We start from the raw sequence: 20,387 nt of genomic DNA, 5'->3' as shown, positions 1-20,387 counted from the left end.
TCACCCTCCGACGTTATCGCGCACAGTTGACTGCCGTCACCAACACGATACGCTCGATGTGCGAGCCCACCAGGACGCCCGTGGTCATCAGGACGCCCGTCTCGACGCTTGTCACGGCAAGGGGGCGAACGAACCGCCATGCATGTCTCGGCCCACGTCGACACCTTCGCGCGCGACCATCTGCCTCCGCCGGACGAGTGGCCCCGGCTGTGCTTCGACCTGCCGGAGCTGAACTACCCCGAACGGCTCAACTGCGCCGCCGAACTCCTCGGCCACGCCGACGCCGCCCGCCCCGTCTTCCACACCCCGGACGGCCCCGCCTGGACCTACGGCGAGCTGCGCGCCCGCGTCGACCGCATCGCCCATGTCCTCACCGGTGACCTGGGCGTCGTACCGGGCAACCGGGTCCTGCTGCGCGGCCCCACCACCCCCTGGCTCGCCGCATGCTGGCTGGCCGTGCTGAAGGCGGGCGCGGTCGCGGTCACGGTGCTGGCCCAGCAGCGCCCGCACGAGCTGGCCACGGTGTGCGAGATCGCCCAGGTCCGGTACGCGCTGTGCGACATCCGGGCCGTGGACGACCTGGCGAAGGCCGAGACACCCGGGCTGCGCATCACGACGTACGGCGGTGACGGCCCCGACGACCTGCTGCGCCGTCCGGCGCCCGGCACCCCGTTCGCCGCGGTCGACACCGCCGCGGACGACATCGCCCTGATCGCGTTCACCTCCGGCACCACCGGCCGCCCGAAGGGCTGCATGCACTTCCACCGGGACGTGCTGGCCATAGCCGACACCTTCTCCCGGCACGTGCTGCGCCCCCACGCGGACGACGTCTTCACCGGCAGTCCCCCGCTCGGCTTCACCTTCGGCCTCGGCGGACTGGTGATCTTCCCGATGCGGGCCGGTGCCAGCTCCCTGCTCCTCGAACACGCCGGCCCCCGGCAGCTGCTGCCCGCGATCGCCGAGCACCGGGTCTCGGTCCTGTTCACCGCGCCGACGGCCTACCGGGCGATGCTCGACGAGCTGACCGGACACGACATCTCGTCGCTGCGGCGCTGCGTGTCGGCCGGCGAGAACCTGCCCGCAACCACCTGGCGGGCCTGGCACGAGCGCACCGGTCTGCGCATCATCAACGGCATCGGCGCCACCGAGCTGCTGCACATCTTCATCTCCGCGGCCGACGAACGGATCAGACCCGGCACGACGGGCGTCCCTGTGCCGGGCTGGCAGGCGCGTGTGCAGGACGCGACCGGCAAGGAGGTACCGGACGGCGAGCCGGGCCTCCTCGCGGTCCGCGGCCCGGTCGGCTGCCGCTACCTCGCCGACCCCCGGCAGCGGCAGTACGTGCGCGGCGGCTGGAACGTCACCGGCGACACCTACGTCCGCGAGAGCGACGGCTACTTCCGCTATGTGGCCCGCGCCGACGACATGATCATCTCGTCCGGGTACAACATCGCCGGACCGGAGGTCGAGGACGCGCTGCTGCGCCACCCGGACGTGGTCGAGACGGCGGTGATCGGACGGCCCGACGAGGCGCGCGGCCAGGTGGTGGTGGCGTACACCGTGCTCCGGGACGGCGCCCGGCGCGACCCCGAGGCCCTGCGCGCCTTCCTCACCTCGCAACTGGCGCCCTACAAATGCCCGCGCGAGTTCGTCTTCCTCGACGCACTCCCCCGCACGGCCACCGGCAAGCTGCAGCGGTTCCGTCTGCGCACCCAAGGTGACCAGCAGTGATGCCGACGACCTAAAATGATCAACGTGTCCGAGCAGCACGCCCCCAGGTCCCTCATCGTCACGCTCTACGGGGCGTACGGCCGCTCCATGCCCGGCCCGGTGCCCGTCGCCGAACTGATCCGGCTCCTGGCCGCGGTCGGCGTGGACGCGCCGTCCGTGCGGTCCTCGGTGTCCCGGCTCAAACGGCGCGGCCTGCTGCTGCCGGCCCGCACCGAGACCGGCGCGGCCGGCTACGGACTCTCCGCCGAGGCACGCCAGTTGCTGGACGACGGCGACCGCCGCATCTACGCCACGGCGCCCCCCGGGGACGAGGGCTGGGTCCTCGCGGTCTTCTCCGTCCCCGAGTCGGAGCGGCAGAAGCGGCACGTGCTGCGCTCCCGGCTGGCCGGTCTGGGCTTCGGCACGGCGGCGCCCGGGGTGTGGATCGCCCCGGCCCGCCTCTACGAGGAGACCCGGCACACCCTGGGCCGCCTGCACCTGGACCCGTACGTGGACTTCTTCCGCGGCGAGCACCTCGGCTTCGCCCCCACCCCCGAGGCCGTCGCCCGGTGGTGGGACCTGACGGCGATCGCCAAGGAACACGAACGCTTCCTGGACGCGCACGCCCCCGTCCTGCACGCCTGGCAGCACCGCACGGACACCCCGCCCGAGGAGGCCTACCGCGACTACCTCCTCGCGCTGGACTCCTGGCGCCACCTCCCGTACTCCGACCCCGGCCTCCCCGCCCCCCTCCTCCCGGCCGACTGGCCCGGCGTCCGCTCGGCGGAGGTGTTCCGCACCCTGCACGCGCGGCTGCGGGACGCGGGGGCGGAGTTCGTGGGGGTGTGAGGAGGCCCAGGGTCCGGGTCGGTCACACACAGAAGGAGCAGTAGAGCCGCCCGTCGGCCGCCTTGGCCCGGCGGGCCATTCCGACGAACGTGCGGACGTGGTCCTCCGCGTCCAGGTAGTCGGCGAAGCGGATCTCCTCGATGTCCAGCCACTGGAGCGCGAGCATGGGCACCGCGTCCTCGGTGACCCCGGCGAGTGTGTCGAGCCAGCTCTCGGGAAGCTCCTGGAGGACGAGACCGCTGTCCCAGGGGTACGCCGTGCCGGGCGCGGGCTGCCGGCCGTAGGGCCACTCCTCCGGGTCGGGCCAGACCAGTTCCGGATCCACGACGCTGCCGAACGGTATGCCCGCGGCGAAGGAGACCAGCTTGCCCAGCACGAGGTTCGGGTCCAGGCGCTTCACCTCCAGCCGGTCCGCGCACTCCTTGTCCAGCGACCCTCCCTTCAGCCAGTCCCCGTCCGGGCCGATGGCCCAGTCGACCGCCGTGGCCCGGTCGGCCGCCCAGAAATAGTCGTACAGCGTGCTCATGGTCTCTCCGTCGTCTCGCCGTCTCGCACGCGAGTACAGCAGACGGGCCTCAGCCGCCGAGCGTCAGGCGGGGCTTGGGGGCGTCGGTGCGGCCGGTCTGGGGGCGGCGGCTGCCTGCCCGGTAGGGCGCGGGCCAGACCACTGCGGGACCTTCGTAGCCCTGCTCGGCGGCCGCGTGCAGGGTCCAGTGCGGGTCGTACAGGTGCGGGCGGGCGAGGGCGCACAGGTCGGTGCGCCCGGCCAGGATCAGGGAGTTGACATCGTCCCAGGAGGAGATGGCGCCGACCGCGATCACCGGGATGCCCGCCGCGTTGCGGATGCGGTCGGCGAACGGTGTCTGGTACGAACGGCCGAACTCGGGCTGTTCCTCGGCCACCACCTGTCCGGTGGACACGTCGATCGCGTCGGCGCCGTGCGCGGCGAACGCCCGGGCGATCTCCACCGCGTCCTCGGCCGTGGTGCCGCCCTCGCTCCAGTCGGTGGCGGAGATCCGGACGGTCATGGGCCGTTCGTCCGGCCACACCCCGCGCACCGCGTCGAAGACCTCCAGCGGGAACTTCAGCCGCTTGTCCAGCGAGCCGCCGTAGGCGTCGGTGCGGTGGTTGGTGAGCGGGGACAGGAAGCCGGAGAGCAGGTAGCCGTGGGCGCAGTGCAGTTCGAGCAGGTCGAAGCCGGACCGGGCGGCCCGCCAGGCGGCCGCGGCGAACTGCTCGCGGATGTCGGTGAGCTGGGCGCGGGAGAGCTCGCGCGGGGTCTGGCTGCCCTGTCCGTACGGCAGTGGAGAGGCGGCCACCAGCGGCCAGTTGCCGTCGGGCAGCGGCTCGTCCATGCCCTCCCACATCAGCCTGGTCGAGCCCTTGCGGCCGGAGTGCCCGAGCTGCACGCCGATCGCCGTACCGGGTGCCTGGGCGTGCACGAAGTCGGTGATCCGCTTCCAGGCCTCGCCCTGGCGTCCGGTGTAGAGGCCGGTGCAGCCGGGCGTGATCCGGCCCTGCTCGCTCACGCACACCATCTCGGTCATCACCAGCCCCGCCCCGCCGAGGGCACGGGAGCCGAGGTGGACGAGGTGGAAGTCACCGGGGACGCCGTCCACGGCCGAGTACATGTCCATCGGGGACACGACGACCCGGTTGCGCAGGGTCAGTCCGCGCAGCCGGAACGGCGTGAACATCGGGGGCGTGCCGGACGGGCAGCCGGACTCGCGCTCGACGGCCTCCGTGAAGCGGGCGTCGCGCAGCCGGAGGTTGTCATGGGTGACGCGGCGGCTGCGGGTGAGCAGGTTGAAGGCGAACTGGCCCGGCGGCTGTTCGAGATACAGCCGCAGGTTCTCGAACCATTCGAGGCTCGCCCGGGCGGCGCGCTGGGTGGAGGCGACGACGGGTCTGCGCTCCTCCTCGTAGGCGGCCAGTGCCGACGGGACGTCGGGCTGCTCCTCCAGGCACGCCGCCAGCGCGAGCGCGTCCTCCACGGCGAGCTTGGTGCCGGAGCCGATGGAGAAGTGGGCGGTGTGGGCGGCGTCGCCGAGGAGGACGACGTTGCCGTGCGACCAGTGCGCGTTGACCACCGTGCGGAAGGTGGTCCAGGCGGACTTGTTGGAGCGCAGGGGGCGTCCGCCGAGGGCCTCCGCGAAGATCTTGGCGCAGCGCTCCACCGACTCGGCCTCGTCCAGGTCCTCGAAGCCTGCCGCCCGCCAGACCTCCTCGCGCATCTCGACGATGACGGTGGAGGCGCCGGCCGCATAGGGATAACCGTGCAGCTGCATCACGCCGTGCTCGGTCTCGGCGATCTCGAAGCGGAAGGCGTCGAAGGCGAAGTCGGCGGCGAGCCAGATGTAACGGCAGCGATGCGCGGCCACCTGCGGGCGGAACACCTCGGCGTAGGCCGCCCGGGTGGTGCTGTTGACTCCGTCGGCGGCGATGACGAGGTCGTGGGTCGCCGAGAGCTGCTCGGGGTCCGGTGCCTCGGTGCGGAAGCGGAGCTCCACGCCGAGGGTGCGACAGCGCTCGTGCAGGATCTCCAGGAGGCGTTTCCTGCCGAGTGCGGCGAAGCCGTGTCCGCCGGAGGTCCGGCAGGTTCCCCGGTGTGTGATGTCGATGTCGTCCCAGCGGACGAAGTCGCGTTGCAGTGCCTCGTAGACCACGGGGTCGGCGTGCTCGATGCCGCCGAGGGTCTCGTCGGAGAGGACCACTCCGAAGCCGAAGGTCACGTCGGGGGCGTTGCGTTCCCAGACGGTGATCTCCCTGGCGGGGTCGAGCCGTTTCAGGAGCGCCGCGGCGTAGAGGCCGCCCGGGCCGCCGCCGATGATCGCGATGCGTTGGGGGTGGCCTGCGTCGTTCTGCGGGTGCGGGTGCGTTGCGGCTCGTCGCGCAGTTCCCCGCGCCCCTGAGGTCGGCACAGTAGGTCACCTCCCCCGCCACTTCGGCGGGCGCTTTTCCGTGAACGCCGCGTGGAACTCCGCGTAGTCCTCGCCGTTCATCAGCAGGGCCTGGGTCGAGGCGTCCAGTTCCACCGATGCGGCCAGGGGCATGTCCAGCTCGGCCGTCAGCAGGGCCTTCGTCTGGGCGTACGCCAGGGCCGGGCCGTCGGCCAGGCGGCGGGCCAGGGCGGCGGCCGCCTCGTCCGCGCCGCCCTCCTCGGTCAGCTCGCTGATCAGGCCGATCCGCTCGGCCTCGGGCGCGCGTACCGGCTCGCCGAGCATCAGCAGGCGGGTGGCGTGGCCGAGGCCGACCACCCTGGGCAGCAGGTAGGCCGCCCCCATGTCGCCGCCGGACAGGCCGACGCGCGTGAAGAGGAAGGCGAACCGCGCCGAGGGGTCCGCGACCCGGAAGTCGGAGGCGAGGGCGAGTACGGCGCCCGCGCCGGCCGCCACGCCGTGCACGGCGGCGATCACCGGGAACGGGCATTCCCGGATCGCGCGAACCACCTGCCCGGTCATCCGGTTGAAGTCGAGCAGCTGGGCGGTGTCCAGGGCGAGGGTGGCACCGATGATCTCGTCCACGTCGCCGCCGGAGCAGAAGCCGCGCCCCTCGCCGGCCAGCACCAGGGCGCGGACCGACCGCTCCCGGGACAGCTCGGCGAGCAGGTCGCGCAGGTCGGCGTAGGCACCGAAGGTGAGGGCGTTGAGTTTGGCGGGGCGGGCCAGGGTGATGGTGGCGACCCCGTCGGCGAGCTCGACCCGCAGGTGTTCCCACTCGGGGGTACGGGCGGCGGAGCCGGTGAAGGGACTCATGACGTGCGGCCTCCTAGGGGGGCGGTGCCTCACGTTGCGCTGTCCCATGACGCTATCACTTGTTTGTGACTGTCGTCACGAGGGCGCGACAGCAGCCTGCCGGGACGGCCGGGTCCCGTCACGCGCGTCACCGATCGTCCACAGCGCGGTAACAGTGGGGACGGCCGTGCGAGGCGGGGCGCTGTCCGGGGTAAGCCGCCCGGTACCGGGGCGGAAGGTCCCGGGCGGCACCCGACGACGGCCTCCGTGGCCGGGCCCGTACCATTCCTACAGCTGAAAGCAGGACATCCTGCTCCATGAACGGACTCGCCTTGCACGAACGCCCCGCCGAATCGGCCTCCTGGCGCATCGCACTGCCGCACACCACCGCGGCCGTGCCCGTGGCGCGTGCCCTGGTGCGGACGGCTCTCGCCGAGGTGGAGCACGCGGCGTGCAGCGACACCGCCGAGCTGCTCACGGCCGAGCTGGTCGCCAACGCGGTGGAGCACACCGCGGGGCGCGGCCCGATAGAGCTGGTGGTGGAGCTGCAGCCCAGCGGCTGCCAGGTCGAGGTGCACGACCCGGACCCGGCGCCACCCGGCCATCTGACCCGTCCGGTGATCGAGCAGCCCGACCCCTGGCAGGAGGGAGGGCGCGGTCTGCTGCTGATCCGCGCCCTCAGTTCGTCCTGTGGTCACCGCCCCACCCCGTCGGGCAAGGCGGTGTGGTTCAGACTGCCTGCAATTCCTGCTCAGCGGCGTCCGGCGTGACCTCGCGGGACGCCTTGGCCAGCGTGGAGTGCCGGCGCCCGTAGGCGACGTAGATCAGCAGTCCCACCGCGAGGAACACCGCGAACTGGATCCAGGTCTGCCAGCCGGTCTCGTACATCAGGTAGAGGCAGAAACCGACGCCGAGCAGCGGGCCGACGGGGTAGAGCGGCACCCGGAAGCTGCGGGCGAGGCCCGGCTCGCGGCGGCGCAGCGCGATCACGACGATGTTGACGACGGCCATGATGGCGAGCGTGCCGATGGTGCACAGGTTCATCACGGCGTCCAGGGAGGCGAAGGCCGCCGGGACCGCGAAGACCACCGCGACGATCAGCGTGCCGGCGACCGGGGTGGAGGTCCGCGGCGACACCTTCTCGAAGACGCGCGGGATCAGGCCGTCCCGGGACATCGACATCAGGATGCGGGTCTGGCCGTACATCACGGCGAGGACGACGGATGCGATGGCGACGACCGCGCCGAAGGCGATGACCCCGCCGCCGACGGCGGAGCCGGTGACCTCGTTGACGACGTACGACAGCGCCGCGGGGCGGCCGGCGACCTGGTCGCCGCCGATGGCGCCGATCGCGGCGACCGCGACCGCGCAGTACAGGAGGGTGACCAGGCCCATGCAGACGAGGATCGCCACGGGGATGTCCCGGCGCGGGTTCTTCGCCTCCTCGCCGGCCGTGGTGATCGCGTCGAAGCCGATGTAGGAGAAGAACGCGGCGGTGGTGCCCGCGCCGATGCCGCCGAGGCCGGCCGGGGAGAACGGGGTGAGGTTGCCGTCCTTGAAGGCGCTGTAGCCGATGGCGCAGAAGGCGAGCAGGATGACGAGCTTCACGGCGGCCATGGCGGCGGTGGCCCGGGCGCTCTCGCGCACCCCGCGCACCAGCAGCACGGAGGCCATCGCGATGACGATCACGGCGGGGAGGTTCACGACCCCGCCGTCGCCCGGACCGGCGGACAGCGCCTGCGGGAGCTGCCAGCCGGTGAGGCTGTGCAGGAGTTCGTTGACGTACTGGCTCCAGCCGACCGCGACGGCCGAGATGGAGATGCCGTACTCCAGCAGCAGGCACCAGCCGACCAGGAAGGCGGTGGACTCGCCGAGGCCCGCGTAGGCGAAGGAGTAGGAGGACCCGGAGACCGGGATCGCGCCGCCCAGCTCGGCGAAGGACAGGGCGGTGAAGACGCAGGTGATCGCGGCGAGGACGAAGGAGACCACGACGGCCGGGCCGGCCTGGGCGACGGAGTCGGACAGACCGACGAAGATGCCGGTGCCGACGATGGCGCCGACGCCGAAGCAGATGAGCTGGAAGAGGCCCATCGTGCGCTTGAGACCGTGGCCCTCACGGTCCGCGCCGGATTCGGCTATCAGCGCGCCAGGGGACTTGATGCGGGGAGCGGGCATGCGGGTGGTGCTCGTTTCTGGTGGTGCGGGCGACCATCGGTGGGTCGCAATGGCGGCCTCGGCCGGGGTGGTGCCGGGCCGCCGGTCAGGATAAGGCCTGGTGAGGCAGGTCAGACAATGCTGTGTGACGCAGGCCGGGCGAGGGTGGCCACGAGGATCGCCTTGATCGTGTGCATCCGGTTCTCCGCCTCGTCGAAGACGACGGAGTGCTCGGACTCGAACACCTCGTCGGTGACCTCCAGCTCGGTCAGTCCGTGCCGCTCGTGGATCTCGCGGCCGACGGCGGTGCCGAGGTCGTGGAAGGCCGGCAGGCAGTGCAGGAACTTCACCCGGTCGTTGCCGGTGGCGCGGAGCACGTCCATGGTCACGGCGTAGGGGCCGAGCAGGGCGATCCGCTCGTCCCAGACCTCCTTCGGCTCGCCCATCGACACCCAGACGTCGGTGGCGATGAAGTCGGCCCCGCGCACGCCCTCCTTCACGTCGTCGGTGAGCGTGATCCGGGCGCCGGAGGCGGTGGCGAGCTGCCGGGCCAACTCGATGATCGTCTCGTCCGGCCACAGCAGCCGGGGCGCGACGATGCGGACGTCCATGCCGAGCAGCGCGCCGGTGACCAGGTAGGAGTTGCCCATGTTGTAGCGGGCGTCGCCGAGGTAGGCGAAGGCGACCCGGGTCAGCGGCTTGTCGGTGTGCTCGGTCATGGTGAGCACGTCGGCGAGCATCTGGGTGGGGTGCCACTCGTCGGTGAGGCCGTTGTAGACGGGGACCCCGGCGTAGGTGGCCAGCTCCTCGACGACTCCCTGGCCGTGCCCGCGGTACTCGATGGCGTCGAACATCCGGCCGAGGACGCGGGCGGTGTCCTTCACGGACTCCTTGTGCCCGATCTGCGAGCCGGCCGGGTCGAGGTAGGTCGTGTGGGCGCCCTGGTCGGCGGCGGCGACCTCGAACGCGCAGCGGGTGCGCGTCGAGGTCTTCTCGAAGACGAGCGCGATGTTCCTGCCGTGCAGGTACTGCGTCTCGGCCCCGGCCCGCTTGGCGGCCTTCAGCTCGGCGGCCAGCTCGACCAGGCCGCGGAACTCCTCCTCGGTGAAGTCCAGCTCCTTGAGGAAGTGGCGGCCGGCGAGGGCGGTCGGGACTGTCGCCATGAGGGCGCTCCAGGGGTACGACTGAAAGGACCTTGGAATTCTATACGACCGTCGGCATTTATATTCAGGAGCCGGCGGTCGGTTCGGTCACACCGCTTCGCGCTCGACGGGACAGCTCATACAGCGGGGGCCGCCCCTGCCCCGGCCCAGCTCGCTGCCCGGGATCTCGATCACCTCGATGCCCTGTTTGCGCAGATGCGTGTTGGTGGTGGAGTTGCGCTCGTAGGCGACGACGACACCGGGCTCGACGGCGAGCACGTTGCAGCCGTCGTCCCACTGCTCGCGCTCGGCCGCGTGCACGTCCTGGGTGGCGGTCAGCACCCGGATCTCGCCGAGCCCGAGGGCGGCGGCGATCGCGCGGTGCATGTGCTCCGGCGGATGGTCGGTGACCTTCAGCTCCCGCTCACCGACGCCCGGCTCGATGGTGTACGAACGCAGCATGCCGAGTCCCGCGTACTGGGTGAAGGTGTCGCCGTCGACCATGGTCATCACGGTGTCGAGGTGCATGAGGGCCCGCCGCTTGGGCATGTCGAGCGCGACGATCGTACGCGCCGACCCGGCCGCGAACAGCTTGTACGCCAGCATCTCCACGGCCTGCGGGGTGGTGCGCTCGCTCATGCCGATGAGCACGGCCCCGTTGCCGATCACCAGCACGTCGCCGCCCTCGATGGTGGAGGGGTAGTCGGCCTGCCCGCGGGACCAGACATGGAACATTTCGTCGCGGAACAGCGGGTGGTGCCGGTAGATCGCCTCGAAGTGCACCGTCTCCCGCTGCCGGGCGGGCCAGCGCATCGCATTGATGGAGACGCCGTCGTAGATCCACGCCGAGGTGTCGCGGGTGAAGAGGTGGTTGGGCAGCGGGCGCAGGAGGAAGTCGTCCAGGTCCATGGCATGGAAGCGGACCGAGGTCGGCTCCGCGTGGGCGTCCAGGAACTCCCGCTTGGTCATGCCGCCGACCAGGGCCTCGGCCAGCTCGTCCGGGCCCATCCCGTCGAAGGCGGCGCGCAGGTGGTCGGTGGCGAGGGGGCCGTACTCCTTCTCGTCGAAGACCCGGTCGAGGACCAGGGTGCGGGCCCCGGGGACGGCCAGGGTCTCGGTGAGCAGATCGCCGAAGAGATGGACGGCGACCCCGCGGTCGCGCAGGACGTCGGCGAACCCGTCGTGCTCGGCGCGCGCCCGGCGCACCCACAGCACGTCGTCGAAGAGGAGGGCGTCCTTGTTGCTGGGGGTGAGCCTTTTGAGCTCGAGGTCGGGCCGGTGCAGGATCACCCGGCGCAGCCGCCCGGCCTCGGAGTCGACGTGGTATGCCATGCCTCCATCCTGGCCATCCCCGCCCGTCTTCACGCGCTTCTCGGCCATTTCTGGCGCTTCCTGTTTTCGTCCTATTGACGAGAACAGGACCTCCGGATTATCGTCGCGATGACGAAAAGCGAGGGGTTCCATGGCCGACATCACCCGGCGCCTGGGCTGGCGCCATCTGCGCGGCGCGCCCACGGCGCACATCCGCCACCACCGCTCCGGCACGCTCGTGCACGACGGTCCCGGGCTCAGCTTCTGGTTCCGTCCGCTGACCGCCGCGCTGTCCGAAGTGCCGGTCGACGACCGGGAGCTGGCGATGACCTTCCACGCCCGCACGTCCGACTTCCAGGACGTGTCGGTACAGGCGACGGTCACCTACCGGATCGCCGACCCGGCCGTCGCCGCCGCCCGCCTGGACTTCTCGGTCGACCCGGACACCGGCGCCTGGCGGGGCACCCCGCTGGAGCAGCTGGGCACGCTGCTGACCGAGACGGCCCAGCAGCACGCGCTGGACGTCCTGGCCCGTACGCCGCTGTCGGCAGCCCTCGCCGACGGAGTCACGGCGGTGCGCGAACGGGTCGCGGCCGGCCTCGGCGCCGAACCACGGCTGCCCGCCACCGGCATCGAGGTGGTGGCCGTCCGCGTGATGGCGCTGCGGCCGGAGCCGGAGGTGGAGCGGGCGCTGCGCACCCCGGCCCGCGAGCTGATCCAGCAGGAGGCCGACCGGGCGACCTACGAACGGCGGGCCGTGGCGGTCGAGCGGGAGCGCACCATCGCCGAGAACGAGCTGGCCAGCCGGATCGAACTGGCCCGCCGCGAGGAGCAGTTGGTCGAGCAGCGGGGCACCAACGCCCGCCGCGAGGCCGAGGAGCAGGCGGCCGCGGACGCGGTGCGCGCCCGGGCGGAGGCGGAGCGGTCGGTGACGCTGGCCAGGGCGGAGGCCGCCCGTTCGGTCGAACTGGCCGAGGCCGAGGCGGCGAGGACGCTGAAGCTCACCGAGGCGGAGGCGGCGCGGTCCCTGAAGCTCGCCGAGGCGGAGGCCGCCCGGGCGGAGCGCATCGCCCGCGCGGAGGCCGAGGGCGCGCGCGAGGTCGGCGAGGCACGGGCGCAGGCGCAGGCCGCCTGGCTGCGGGTGCACGCGGAGGCCGGCATCGACGGGACGGTGACCCTGCAGGCGCTCACCGCCACCCGCCTCGCGGAGAACCTGCCGCGGATCGACAGCGTGACCGTCTCGCCGGACGTGCTGACCGGGCTGCTCGCGAAGCTGGGCGGCGGCCCGCCCGAGGCGGCGCGGTGAGCCTCGCGCCGCGTGCCGTCCTGGTCCGCCGCACGACGGAGTACGAGGAGCTGGTGGCCCGGCACGGCACACACGGCCAGGCCGCCTTCTTCCTCGCCTCCCGCGGCCGGGACGTCGAGGAGGTCGCCGAACGCCACCGCCGCGCCCGCCGGGCCCTGGCCGAGGTCGTCTCCGCCGTACCGCTGACCTGGCGTCAGGCCCAGGTGGAGCGGTCCGACCTGGACCGTTTCCTGTTCGCGCCGGAGGACGTGGTCGTGGTGGTCGGCCAGGACGGGCTGGTGGCGAACGTCGCCAAGTACCTGACGGGCCAGCCGGTGATCGGCATCGACACCGACCCGGGCCGCAACCCCGGCGTGCTCGTACGGCACCGCCCGCAGGACGCGGCGAAGATCCTGACGGCGCGGGGCGGCACGGTGGACGAACTCACCATGGTGGAGGCCGTCGCCGACGACACCCAGCGGCTGGTGGCGCTCAACGAGATCTACCTGGGCACACCGGGCCACCAGACCGCCCGCTACCGCCTGGGCCTCGACGACGACGGGGGTGCCGTCGAGGCCCAGGCCTCCTCCGGGGTGCTGGTGGGGACCGGCACCGGCGCGACCGGCTGGCTGCGCTCGGTGTGGCAGGAGCGGGGCAGCCGGCTTCCGCTGCCCTCCCCCACCGAGGACCGGCTGGTGTGGTTCGTCCGTGAGGCCTGGCCGTCACCGGCGACGGGCACGGCCCTGCTGGCGGGCGAACTGGCGGCCTCGGCATCCCTGACGGTCACCGTGGAGTCCGACCGGCTCATCGCCTTCGGCGACGGCATCGAGAGCGACGCGCTCCAGCTCACCTGGGGACAGACCGTCCGGGTCGGCGTGTGCGAACAGCGGCTCCGGCTGGCCTGAACCCCGCAGCGGGGGACGCGGAGACCGGCCCCGGCCGGCCCGAGCCCCGGGTCGGGACGTGCGAACAGCGGCTCCCGCCGGCCTGAGCCGCGGGTCGGATCGCGGTGCAGGGGACCGGCCGGCGCCGGATGCGCGGCGGCAGGGCCACCGCCCAGCCGCCGCCGACCAGGGCCGGCCGCTCGGCCGCGAGCAGGCCGACGGCCTCCCGGCCCGTCCGGCACGTCATGGCCGCGTTGTGCCAGCAGCCGGTGCAGGGCGGCGGCGCTGCGGCCGCCCTCCAGGAGGCGCAGGGCCGCCGCCGGCCGGTGAAGCGGTGTGTGGCGGGTGGGCGGCCGTGCCGCCGGTCCACCACGAGCAGCTCCTCGCCGGACTCCTCGAACAGCAGCCGTGAGTCGGCGTGTCCGGCCCGCCATGCGGCCGGCGCGCCCCTGAGCCGCTGCTCGACCGGGCCGCGGATGCCCGCGTCCTCGGTGTCGAACAGGTAGACGAGGTCGGCGAGTTCGCCTTCGGGCAGGTCGTGGACGCGCTGGTACGTCTCGGCCGGACAGCGCTTGCCGAAGCCGAGCGCCGGGTCGGTGAAGTGGGGGCTGAAGCGCTCCAGCTGGATGCGGTGGGCGCCGCTCGGCGGCTGGAGGTGGACCAGGGCGGGGAGCTGGTCGATGACGGGCGTGTAGTCGTCCGCCGTCTCGCCGGGGAAGCCGTGGAGGAGGTTCCAGGAGCAGGTCGGGGCATGGTTCTCGCACTCGCGCAGGGTGCGCACGTTGCGGGCGCCGGTGACTCCCTCGTCCATGAGGTCGAGGACCCGGCTGCCCGGGCTCTCGATGCCGGGCTGGATGTGGACCGTGCCGGACTCGCCGAGGAGCCGGAGCTGCCCGGGGGTGAGGTTGGACTTGACCTCGTAGTGCAGCCGCAGGTCCCAGCCGCTCTCGGCGACGCGGGGCAGGAGGTCGCGGAAGTAGGCCATGTCGATGATGTTGTCGACGGTGACCACGTCGAGGAGGCGGTGACGGCGGACCAGCCGGTCGATCTCCTGCCACAGCCGCTCGCCCGGCTTGGCCCTGAAGGCCATCGCGGAGCCGTTGAACCCGCACAAGGCGCAGTGGTGCTTCTCGCCCCACCAGCAGCCGCGGGCACCCTCGGCCACCAGCTTGGGGTGGACGTACTCCTGCACCGGTGAGGCGTCCAGGGCGGCCTGCCACTGGTCGTAGTCGGGCGCGGGGATGCCGGCGGGCGCCACGGTCCGCCGGGTCTCGGTGTTGGCCCGCGACCCGTGGCCGTCCCACCAGCACAGGCCGGGCACGTCCGTTGGCGGGGTGCCCTCCTCCATGTGCTCCAGCAGGGCGGGGAAGGCGTACTCGGCCTCGCCGCGCACCACACGGTCCACGAAGGGGTGGTTGCGGTGCAGGGCCCTCGCAGTTGCTGCCGCCGAAGACGACCGTCAACCCGGGCCTGAGGTGCTTGAGTTCGCGGGCGAGCGCGAGGGAGGCCACGTTCTGCATGAACGTGGTGGTGAACCCGACCACGTCGGGCTCGGCCGCCAGCACCTCGGCGGCGCGGGCGGCGATGAATCCGGCGGCGTAGGGACGCATGGCGACGGCCGTGTCGACGAAGACCTCCCGGTCGGCTGCGTAGTCCCGCAGCCGGGCCAGGCCCCAGCCCGGGTCGTCGTACAGGACGCCGGAGAAGACCCAGTCGCCGAGGCCGTGGAAGATCGCGTCGCTGCCGACCGCCACGCAGTCGCCGGGACGCAGCCGGCCCCCGGAGTGCTCCAGCAGGAACTCCGCCCAGCGCAGGGAGCCGTGGAACTCGGTCACCCGGTCGCCGGGGCGGGCCTGCCGCACGATCCGGTTCAGCAGGCCCAGTTGCGGGGAGGGCAGGTCGAGGGGATGCCAGGGCATCGTGACCAGGTGAACGTGCATGCTCAGCGGGTCGGCCGCTTCTCCAGGATCGCCGGCCGGCGGCTGGTGCTCCGCTCCTCGCGGACCACGATCTTCCTGATCTCCATGTCCACCCTCACTCCGCACATGCGAACACCCTTGTGCCGCACAGCCGTCCATCACATGGACAGGTGCGCGAGGGACACAAGGGTGTTCTGTGCCGGTCCACCGGCTCCGGTCCACCGGCTCCGGTGCGCCGGCTCCGGTGCGCCGGTCTACAGGCGCGGGTCCACCGGCTCCGACTCCAGGGCGAGCACCCCGAACACCGCCTCGTGCACCCGCCACAGCGGCTCGCCCTCCGCGAGCCGGTCCAGGGCCTCCAGGCCCAGGGCGTACTCACGGATCGCCAGCGACCGCTTGTGGTTCAGGAACCGCTGCCGCAGCTTGGCGAGGTTGTCCGGCCGGGTGTACTCGGGACCGTAGATGATCCGCAGGTACTCGCGGCCCCGGCACTTGATGCCGGGCTGCACCAGCCGGCCCTCCGGGCTGCGGACCAGCGCACCCACCGGCTTGACGACCATGCCCTCGCCGCCCCGGCCGGTCATCTCCAGCCACCAGTCCACGCCGGCCCGGACCGACTCGGGGTCACCGGTGTCGACGCACAGCCGCCGGGTGGTCTGGAGCAGTCCCGTGCCGTCGTGCTCCACCAGCCGGTCGATCAGGGCCAGTTGCTCGTCGTGCGGCAGCGCGGCCAGGCTGCGTCCGCGGGCGGCCAGGATCTGGAAGGGGGCCAGGCGGACGCCTTCCAGGCCGTCCGTGGTCCAGCAGTAGCGGCGATAGGCGTCGGTGAACGCGGCCGCGTCGGTCGCGCGTTCACGCTGCCGCTCCAGCAGGCCGGCCACGTCGGTTCCGCGGGCCGCGGCGGCCTCCAGCGCGGCGAGCGCGCCGGGGAACACTGCTCCGGAGGCGGCGCCCACCGCCGCGTACTGGCTGCGCAGCAGACCCGAGGCCTTCAGCGACCAGGGCATCAGCTCGGCGTCCAGCAGGAGCCAGTCCGTGTCGAGCTCCTCCCACAGGCCCGCCTCCCCGACGGCCGAGCGCAGACGGCCGAGGATCTCCTCGGTCACCTTCTCGTCGTCGAAGAACGGGCGCCCGGTACGGGTGTAGAGAGATCCGGTGGAGCTGTCCACCCCGAACCGCTCCCGTGCCGCGTCCGCGTCCCGGCACACCAGGGCCACCGCCCGCGAGCCCATGTGCTTCTCCTCGCACACGACCCGCTCGACCCCGTCGGCCGCGTACTGCGCGAAGGCCTCGACCGGGTGCTCCAGGTAGCCCTCCACCTGCGAGGTCGCCGTCGGTGCCATGGTCGGCGGCAGATACGGCAGCAGACGCGGGTCGATGGCGAAGCGGCTCATGACCTCCAGGGCCGCGGCCGCGTTCTCCTCGCGGACCGCGACCCGGCCCGCGTGCCGGGTCTCCACGCCCCTGCGGCCGTGCACGTCCGCCAGGTCCAGCGGCCGCCCGTCCTGCCCGCCCGGCGCCTCGCTGCGCAGCGGCTTGGCCGGCTCGTACCAGACCCGCTCGGCCGGTACGTCGACCAGCTCGCGCTCCGGCCAGCGCAGCGCGGTCAGCTTGCCGCCGAAGACGGCACCGGTGTCCAGGCAGATGGTGTTGTTGAGCCAGGTGGCCTCCGGGACCGGGGTGTGGCCGTAGACGACGGCCGCACGGCCCCGGTAGTCCTCGGCCCACGGGTAGCGCACGGGCAGCCCGAACTCGTCGGTCTCGCCGGTGGTGTCCCCGTACAGGGCGTGCGAGCGCACCCTGCCGGAGGTGCGGCCGTGGTACTTCTCGGGCAGGCCCGCGTGGCTGACGACCAGCCTGCCGCCGTCCAGGACGTAGTGGCTGACCAGCCCCTCCAGGAACCGGCGCACCTCGGCCCTGAACTCCTCGCTCTCGCCCTCCATCTGCTCGACGGTCTCGGCGAGCCCGTGGGTGTGCTGGACCTTGCGGCCCTTGAGGTAACGGCCGTACTTGTTCTCGTGGTTGCCGGGCACGCACAGCGCGTTCCCGGACGCGACCATGGACATCACGCGCCGCAGGACGGCCGGGGTGTCGGGGCCGCGGTCGACCAGGTCGCCGACGAAGACGGCGGTACGGCCCTCGGGGTGCACGCCGTCGGCGTAGCCCAGCTTGGCGAGCAGCGCCTCCAGTTCGGCGGAGCAGCCGTGGATGTCGCCGACGATGTCGAAGGGGCCGGTGAGATGGGTCAGGTCGTTGAACCGCTTCTCGGTGACGACGGTGGCGCCGTCGGCCTCCTCGACCCCGCGCAGCACGTGCACCTTGCGGAAGCCCTCGCGCTCCAGGTGCCTGAGCGAGCGGCGGAGTTCGCGGATGTGGCGCTGGATGACCCGGCGGGGCATGTCGGCGCGGTCGGTGCGGGCCGCGTTGCGCTCGGCGCACACCTCCTCGGGCACGTCGAGCACGATGGCGATGGGCAGCACGTCGTACTTCTTGGCCAGCTCGATGAGCTGGCGGCGGCCGTCCTGCTGAACGCTGGTGGCGTCCACGACGGTGCGGCGGCCGGCGGCCAGGCGCTTGCCCGCGATGTAGTGCAGGACGTCGAAGGCGTCCCGGGACGCGCTCTGGTCGTTCTCGTCGTCGGAGACGAGACCGCGGCAGAAGTCGGAGGAGATCACCTCGGTGGGCTTGAAGTGCCGCCGGGCGAAGGTCGACTTGCCGGAGCCGGAGGCGCCGACGAGGACGACGAGGGAGAGGTCGGTGACGGGGAGGACCCGTCCCTTGTTCTGCGTCTCGGTCATGCTGCCTTCGCCTCCTTCTCGGTGTCGTTGCGGTGGAACACGGCCATCTGGGTGGGCGGCCCGACCTCGGGGTCGTCCGGCCCGACAGGTATGAACTCCGTCCCGTATCCGTGCCGTTCGGCGACCGCCGCCGCCCAGGTGCGGAACTCCTCGCGGGTCCACTCGAAGCGGTGGTCGCCGTGCCGGACATGGCCGGCGGGCAGGGTCTCCCAGCGGACGTTGTACTCGACGTTCGGGGTGGTCACGAGGACCGTCTTCGGGCGTGCGTGCCCGAACACCGCGTACTCCAGAGCGGGCAGCCGGGGCAGGTCGAGGTGCTCGACGACCTCGCTGAGCACGGCCGCGTCGTACCCCTTGAGCCGGTTGTCGGTGTAGGCGAGCGAGCCCTGGAAGAGCTGGACGCGGGATGCCTGCCGCTCGCCCATGCGGTCCAGCCTCAGCCGCCGGGAGGCGATGGTGAGCGCGCGCATCGACACGTCGACACCGACGACCTCGGTGAAGCGCACGTCCCTCAGCAGCTCGTGCACCAGCTGTCCCTGGCCGCAGCCGAGGTCGAGGACCCGGGCGGCACCGGATGCGCGCAGGGCGGCGACGATCGCCTCGCGGCGCTGCACGGCGAGCGGTGTCGGCTTCTCCTCCGCCTCCGTGTCACCCTCGACCGCGTTGTCGATCGCCTCGACCTCACTGTCGTCCGCCTCGGCCAGGCGCACCAGCTCCAGGCGCTCCATCGCCTGCCGGGTCAGCGACCAGCGGCGGGAGAGATAGCGGCTGGTGATCAGCTTCTGCTCGGGGTGCCCGGGCAGCCAGCCCTCGCCGGCCCGCAGCAGCTTGTCGACCTCGTCGGAGGAGACCCAGTAGTGCTTGGCGTCGTCGAGAACCGGCAGCAGCACATACAGGTGGCGCAGCGCGTCCGCGAGGGTCAGCGCCTCTGACTCCAGGACGAGGCGGACGTAGCGCGAGGCGCCCCACTGCGGGAACTCGGTGTCGAGGGGGACGGGTTCGGCGGTCACCGCCCAGCCCAGCGGTTCGAAGAGCCGCCGCACCAGCTCGGGTCCGCCGCGGGCGGGCAGTGCGGGTATCTCGATGCGCAGCGGCAGGGGCGCGGCGGCCCGCTCCGGGCGGGCGTTGCACACGCCCCGCATGGCGCTGGAGAACACGCCGCTCAGGGCGACCGCGAGCAGCGAGGAGGCCGCGTAGGGGCGGTCGTTGACGTACTGCGCGAGTGCCGCGTCGGGTGCTCCGCCACGGCCCTTGCTCTTGCTCCGGCGGACCAGCGCGACCGTGTCGACCTCCAGCAGCAGCGCGGCCGTGCAGCGTTCGGCGTCCGCCTCCGGGTAGAAGACGTGCGCGGTGCCGTAGGAGGTGGAGAATCGCTGCGCCTTGTCGGGGTGCTTGTGCAGCAGGAACCCGAGGTCGGTTGCCGGGAGGGCGGCGGTGCCGCTCGTGGATATCGTCAGGAACACATGTCCCAGTATCCAGGGGCCGGCACCGCAGTGACCACCGGTTTAGACGCGGCGCGGGGTGTGCGGACCGCCCCGCTCACTTCTCCTTCGCGATGATCGTCCGGGCGTTCTGGGCACCCCGCTCCTGTGTTGCGCGCAGGGCGTCCAGATCCTTCTTGCGCCTGCTGACGGCCCTCTTCTGGGTACGGGCCTCGACGGCGTGGACGGTGTCGATGTAGTCGGTGTCGAGCTTGCACCGGGCATCGGCAGCCGCTGTCTTCCGCTCCCTGCTCGACGGCTTCTCCGTCCCGAACCACGCGCTGTCGAGCGATGCCTCGTCCGGGTCGGGGTAGCGGAAGCCCTTCTCCTTCATGCAGGCCGACCATGCGCGGTCGGCCTTCTTCCAGGCCGGGTCCTTGCGTGCCGCCCCGCGGGACTCGTTCCACAGTTCGAGAGCCAGCGAGAAGTAGCCGGTGACCCTGATGCCGTTGACCTTTTCCGTCCTGGGCGCGGAGCCGTAGACCGTCCGCAGGGCCTGCCCGAGGCAACCGCCGTCGGGGATGGAGTGCCCGTGGGCACGGTGGCTGTCGCCGGAGTCGAACGAGCCGGTGAGGGCGACGTACTGGTCGGCCGGCCACTCCAGGGGCCGGGAGGACTCCTCCTGCTTCCGGTCGTGGTAGCCGTGCTGCGCCGCCCGGTCGGGATCGTCGACCCCGTAAGGACTGTCGTCACCGATCATGGCGCGGCTCGCGAGGGTTCCCCGCCGGACCGGGTACGTCGACTCGACGGTCCTGGTGTTCAGCGTCGAGAAGCCCGCGAAGCCGAGCCGGACCATGCACTTCTTCGCGAGGATCCACTGCGCCGTCCCGATGGCCTTCCCCCCGTCCGACGACGAGTCCGTCAGGTAGGGGTGGAGCGGGAACGCCTCCATGGTGTTCAGGCTGCGGGTGTCGGCGGCGGCATCGTCCTGGCCGACGAGCTGACAGGCCGTCAGAGCCAGCAGGCCGGTGACGACGAGAGGGAGACCTTTGCGCACCCGGCCATCCGATCAGGCCCGCATCATGTGCGCCGTGACGGAGCCCACAGTTCCGGCACCGGAAGTCCACAGGCCGACCACATTGCTCGGCCATCTGTGATCTCCACCATGGTCCTTCGGTCC

At 72.2% G+C, this 20,387-nt stretch carries 15 protein-coding genes; 5 read left to right on the top strand and 10 right to left on the bottom strand.

Translation table 11 applies throughout. The annotated features are described in order from the left end of the window. The first annotated feature begins 138 nt into the window (after positions 1 to 138). Positions 139 to 1,731, top strand: coding sequence for an AMP-binding protein (locus AB0H32_RS20070; RefSeq protein ID WP_361122026.1), 1,593 nt, complete (start codon positions 139 to 141; stop codon positions 1,729 to 1,731). Between the two features lie 15 nt (positions 1,732 to 1,746). Further along, the gene (locus AB0H32_RS20065; RefSeq protein WP_361122023.1) at positions 1,747 to 2,559 is read left to right on the top strand and encodes a PaaX family transcriptional regulator C-terminal domain-containing protein; all 813 of its coding nucleotides are present in this window, start codon (positions 1,747 to 1,749) and stop codon (positions 2,557 to 2,559) included. Positions 2,560 to 2,581: 22 nt separating this feature from the next. Here AB0H32_RS20065 and AB0H32_RS20060 read toward each other — a convergent pair whose 3' ends face one another. The 3 genes from AB0H32_RS20060 to AB0H32_RS20050 form a co-directional block, all read right to left on the bottom strand. Then, positions 2,582 to 3,085, bottom strand: coding sequence for a hypothetical protein (locus AB0H32_RS20060; protein ID WP_361122020.1), 504 nt, complete (start codon positions 3,083 to 3,085; stop codon positions 2,582 to 2,584). A gap of 49 nt (positions 3,086 to 3,134) precedes the next feature. After that, the gene (locus AB0H32_RS20055) at positions 3,135 to 5,396 is read right to left on the bottom strand and encodes a bifunctional salicylyl-CoA 5-hydroxylase/oxidoreductase (RefSeq protein WP_361122061.1); all 2,262 of its coding nucleotides are present in this window, start codon (positions 5,394 to 5,396) and stop codon (positions 3,135 to 3,137) included. 90 nt (positions 5,397 to 5,486) lie between these two features. Beyond that, positions 5,487 to 6,314, bottom strand: a complete 828-nt coding sequence (locus tag AB0H32_RS20050; RefSeq protein ID WP_361122017.1) for an enoyl-CoA hydratase family protein — start codon at positions 6,312 to 6,314, stop codon at positions 5,487 to 5,489. Positions 6,315 to 6,610: 296 nt separating this feature from the next. Here AB0H32_RS20050 and AB0H32_RS20045 point away from each other — a divergent pair, with 296 nt between their 5' ends. Then, positions 6,611 to 7,063: an ATP-binding protein gene (locus tag AB0H32_RS20045; protein WP_361122014.1), complete on the top strand. Its 453-nt coding sequence runs from the start codon at positions 6,611 to 6,613 to the stop codon at positions 7,061 to 7,063. On the opposite strand, the gene AB0H32_RS20040 is transcribed toward AB0H32_RS20045, so the two are convergent. The 3 genes from AB0H32_RS20040 to AB0H32_RS20030 all read right to left on the bottom strand — a co-directional run bounded on the left by AB0H32_RS20040 (position 7,023) and on the right by AB0H32_RS20030 (position 10,921). Beyond that, positions 7,023 to 8,468, bottom strand: a complete 1,446-nt coding sequence (locus AB0H32_RS20040; RefSeq protein ID WP_361122011.1) for an amino acid permease — start codon at positions 8,466 to 8,468, stop codon at positions 7,023 to 7,025. The genes AB0H32_RS20045 and AB0H32_RS20040 overlap by 41 nt on opposite strands. A 110-nt stretch (positions 8,469 to 8,578) precedes the next feature. Further along, the gene (argF, locus tag AB0H32_RS20035; protein ID WP_361122008.1) at positions 8,579 to 9,610 is read right to left on the bottom strand and encodes an ornithine carbamoyltransferase; all 1,032 of its coding nucleotides are present in this window, start codon (positions 9,608 to 9,610) and stop codon (positions 8,579 to 8,581) included. Between the two features lie 87 nt (positions 9,611 to 9,697). Then, entirely contained in the window at positions 9,698 to 10,921 is a 1,224-nt protein-coding gene (locus AB0H32_RS20030; RefSeq protein ID WP_361122005.1) for an arginine deiminase, read from the bottom strand. Positions 10,922 to 11,051: 130 nt separating this feature from the next. On the opposite strand from AB0H32_RS20030, the gene AB0H32_RS20025 reads away from it, so the two are divergent. After that, positions 11,052 to 12,206, top strand: coding sequence for an SPFH domain-containing protein (locus AB0H32_RS20025; protein ID WP_361122002.1), 1,155 nt, complete (start codon positions 11,052 to 11,054; stop codon positions 12,204 to 12,206). Continuing rightward, positions 12,203 to 13,090, top strand: coding sequence for a hypothetical protein (locus AB0H32_RS20020; RefSeq protein WP_361121999.1), 888 nt, complete (start codon positions 12,203 to 12,205; stop codon positions 13,088 to 13,090). Before AB0H32_RS20025 ends, AB0H32_RS20020 begins: the two co-directional genes overlap by 4 nt. Here AB0H32_RS20020 and AB0H32_RS20015 read toward each other — a convergent pair. The 4 genes from AB0H32_RS20015 to AB0H32_RS20000 form a co-directional block, all read right to left on the bottom strand. Next, on the bottom strand, positions 13,032 to 14,474 hold the full coding sequence (locus tag AB0H32_RS20015; protein ID WP_361121996.1) for a RiPP maturation radical SAM C-methyltransferase: 1,443 nt from the start codon (positions 14,472 to 14,474) through the stop codon (positions 13,032 to 13,034). The genes AB0H32_RS20020 and AB0H32_RS20015 overlap by 59 nt on opposite strands. A gap of 768 nt (positions 14,475 to 15,242) precedes the next feature. Next, positions 15,243 to 17,786, bottom strand: coding sequence for a polynucleotide kinase-phosphatase (locus tag AB0H32_RS20010; protein ID WP_361121993.1), 2,544 nt, complete (start codon positions 17,784 to 17,786; stop codon positions 15,243 to 15,245). Beyond that, positions 17,783 to 19,249 carry a 3' terminal RNA ribose 2'-O-methyltransferase Hen1 gene (locus tag AB0H32_RS20005; RefSeq protein WP_361121990.1) on the bottom strand — a complete coding sequence of 489 codons (1,467 nt, stop codon included), beginning with the start codon at positions 19,247 to 19,249 and terminating at the stop codon, positions 17,783 to 17,785. Before AB0H32_RS20005 ends, AB0H32_RS20010 begins: the two co-directional genes overlap by 4 nt. A gap of 76 nt (positions 19,250 to 19,325) precedes the next feature. After that, on the bottom strand, positions 19,326 to 20,264 hold the full coding sequence (locus tag AB0H32_RS20000) for a hypothetical protein (protein ID WP_361121987.1): 939 nt from the start codon (positions 20,262 to 20,264) through the stop codon (positions 19,326 to 19,328). Between the last annotated feature and the right edge of the window lie 123 nt (positions 20,265 to 20,387).

The organism is Streptomyces sp. NPDC020362 (assembly GCF_040642095.1).
Lineage (GTDB): Bacteria > Actinomycetota > Actinomycetes > Streptomycetales > Streptomycetaceae > Streptomyces.
This window is presented reverse-complemented; position numbering and strand designations above follow the sequence as displayed.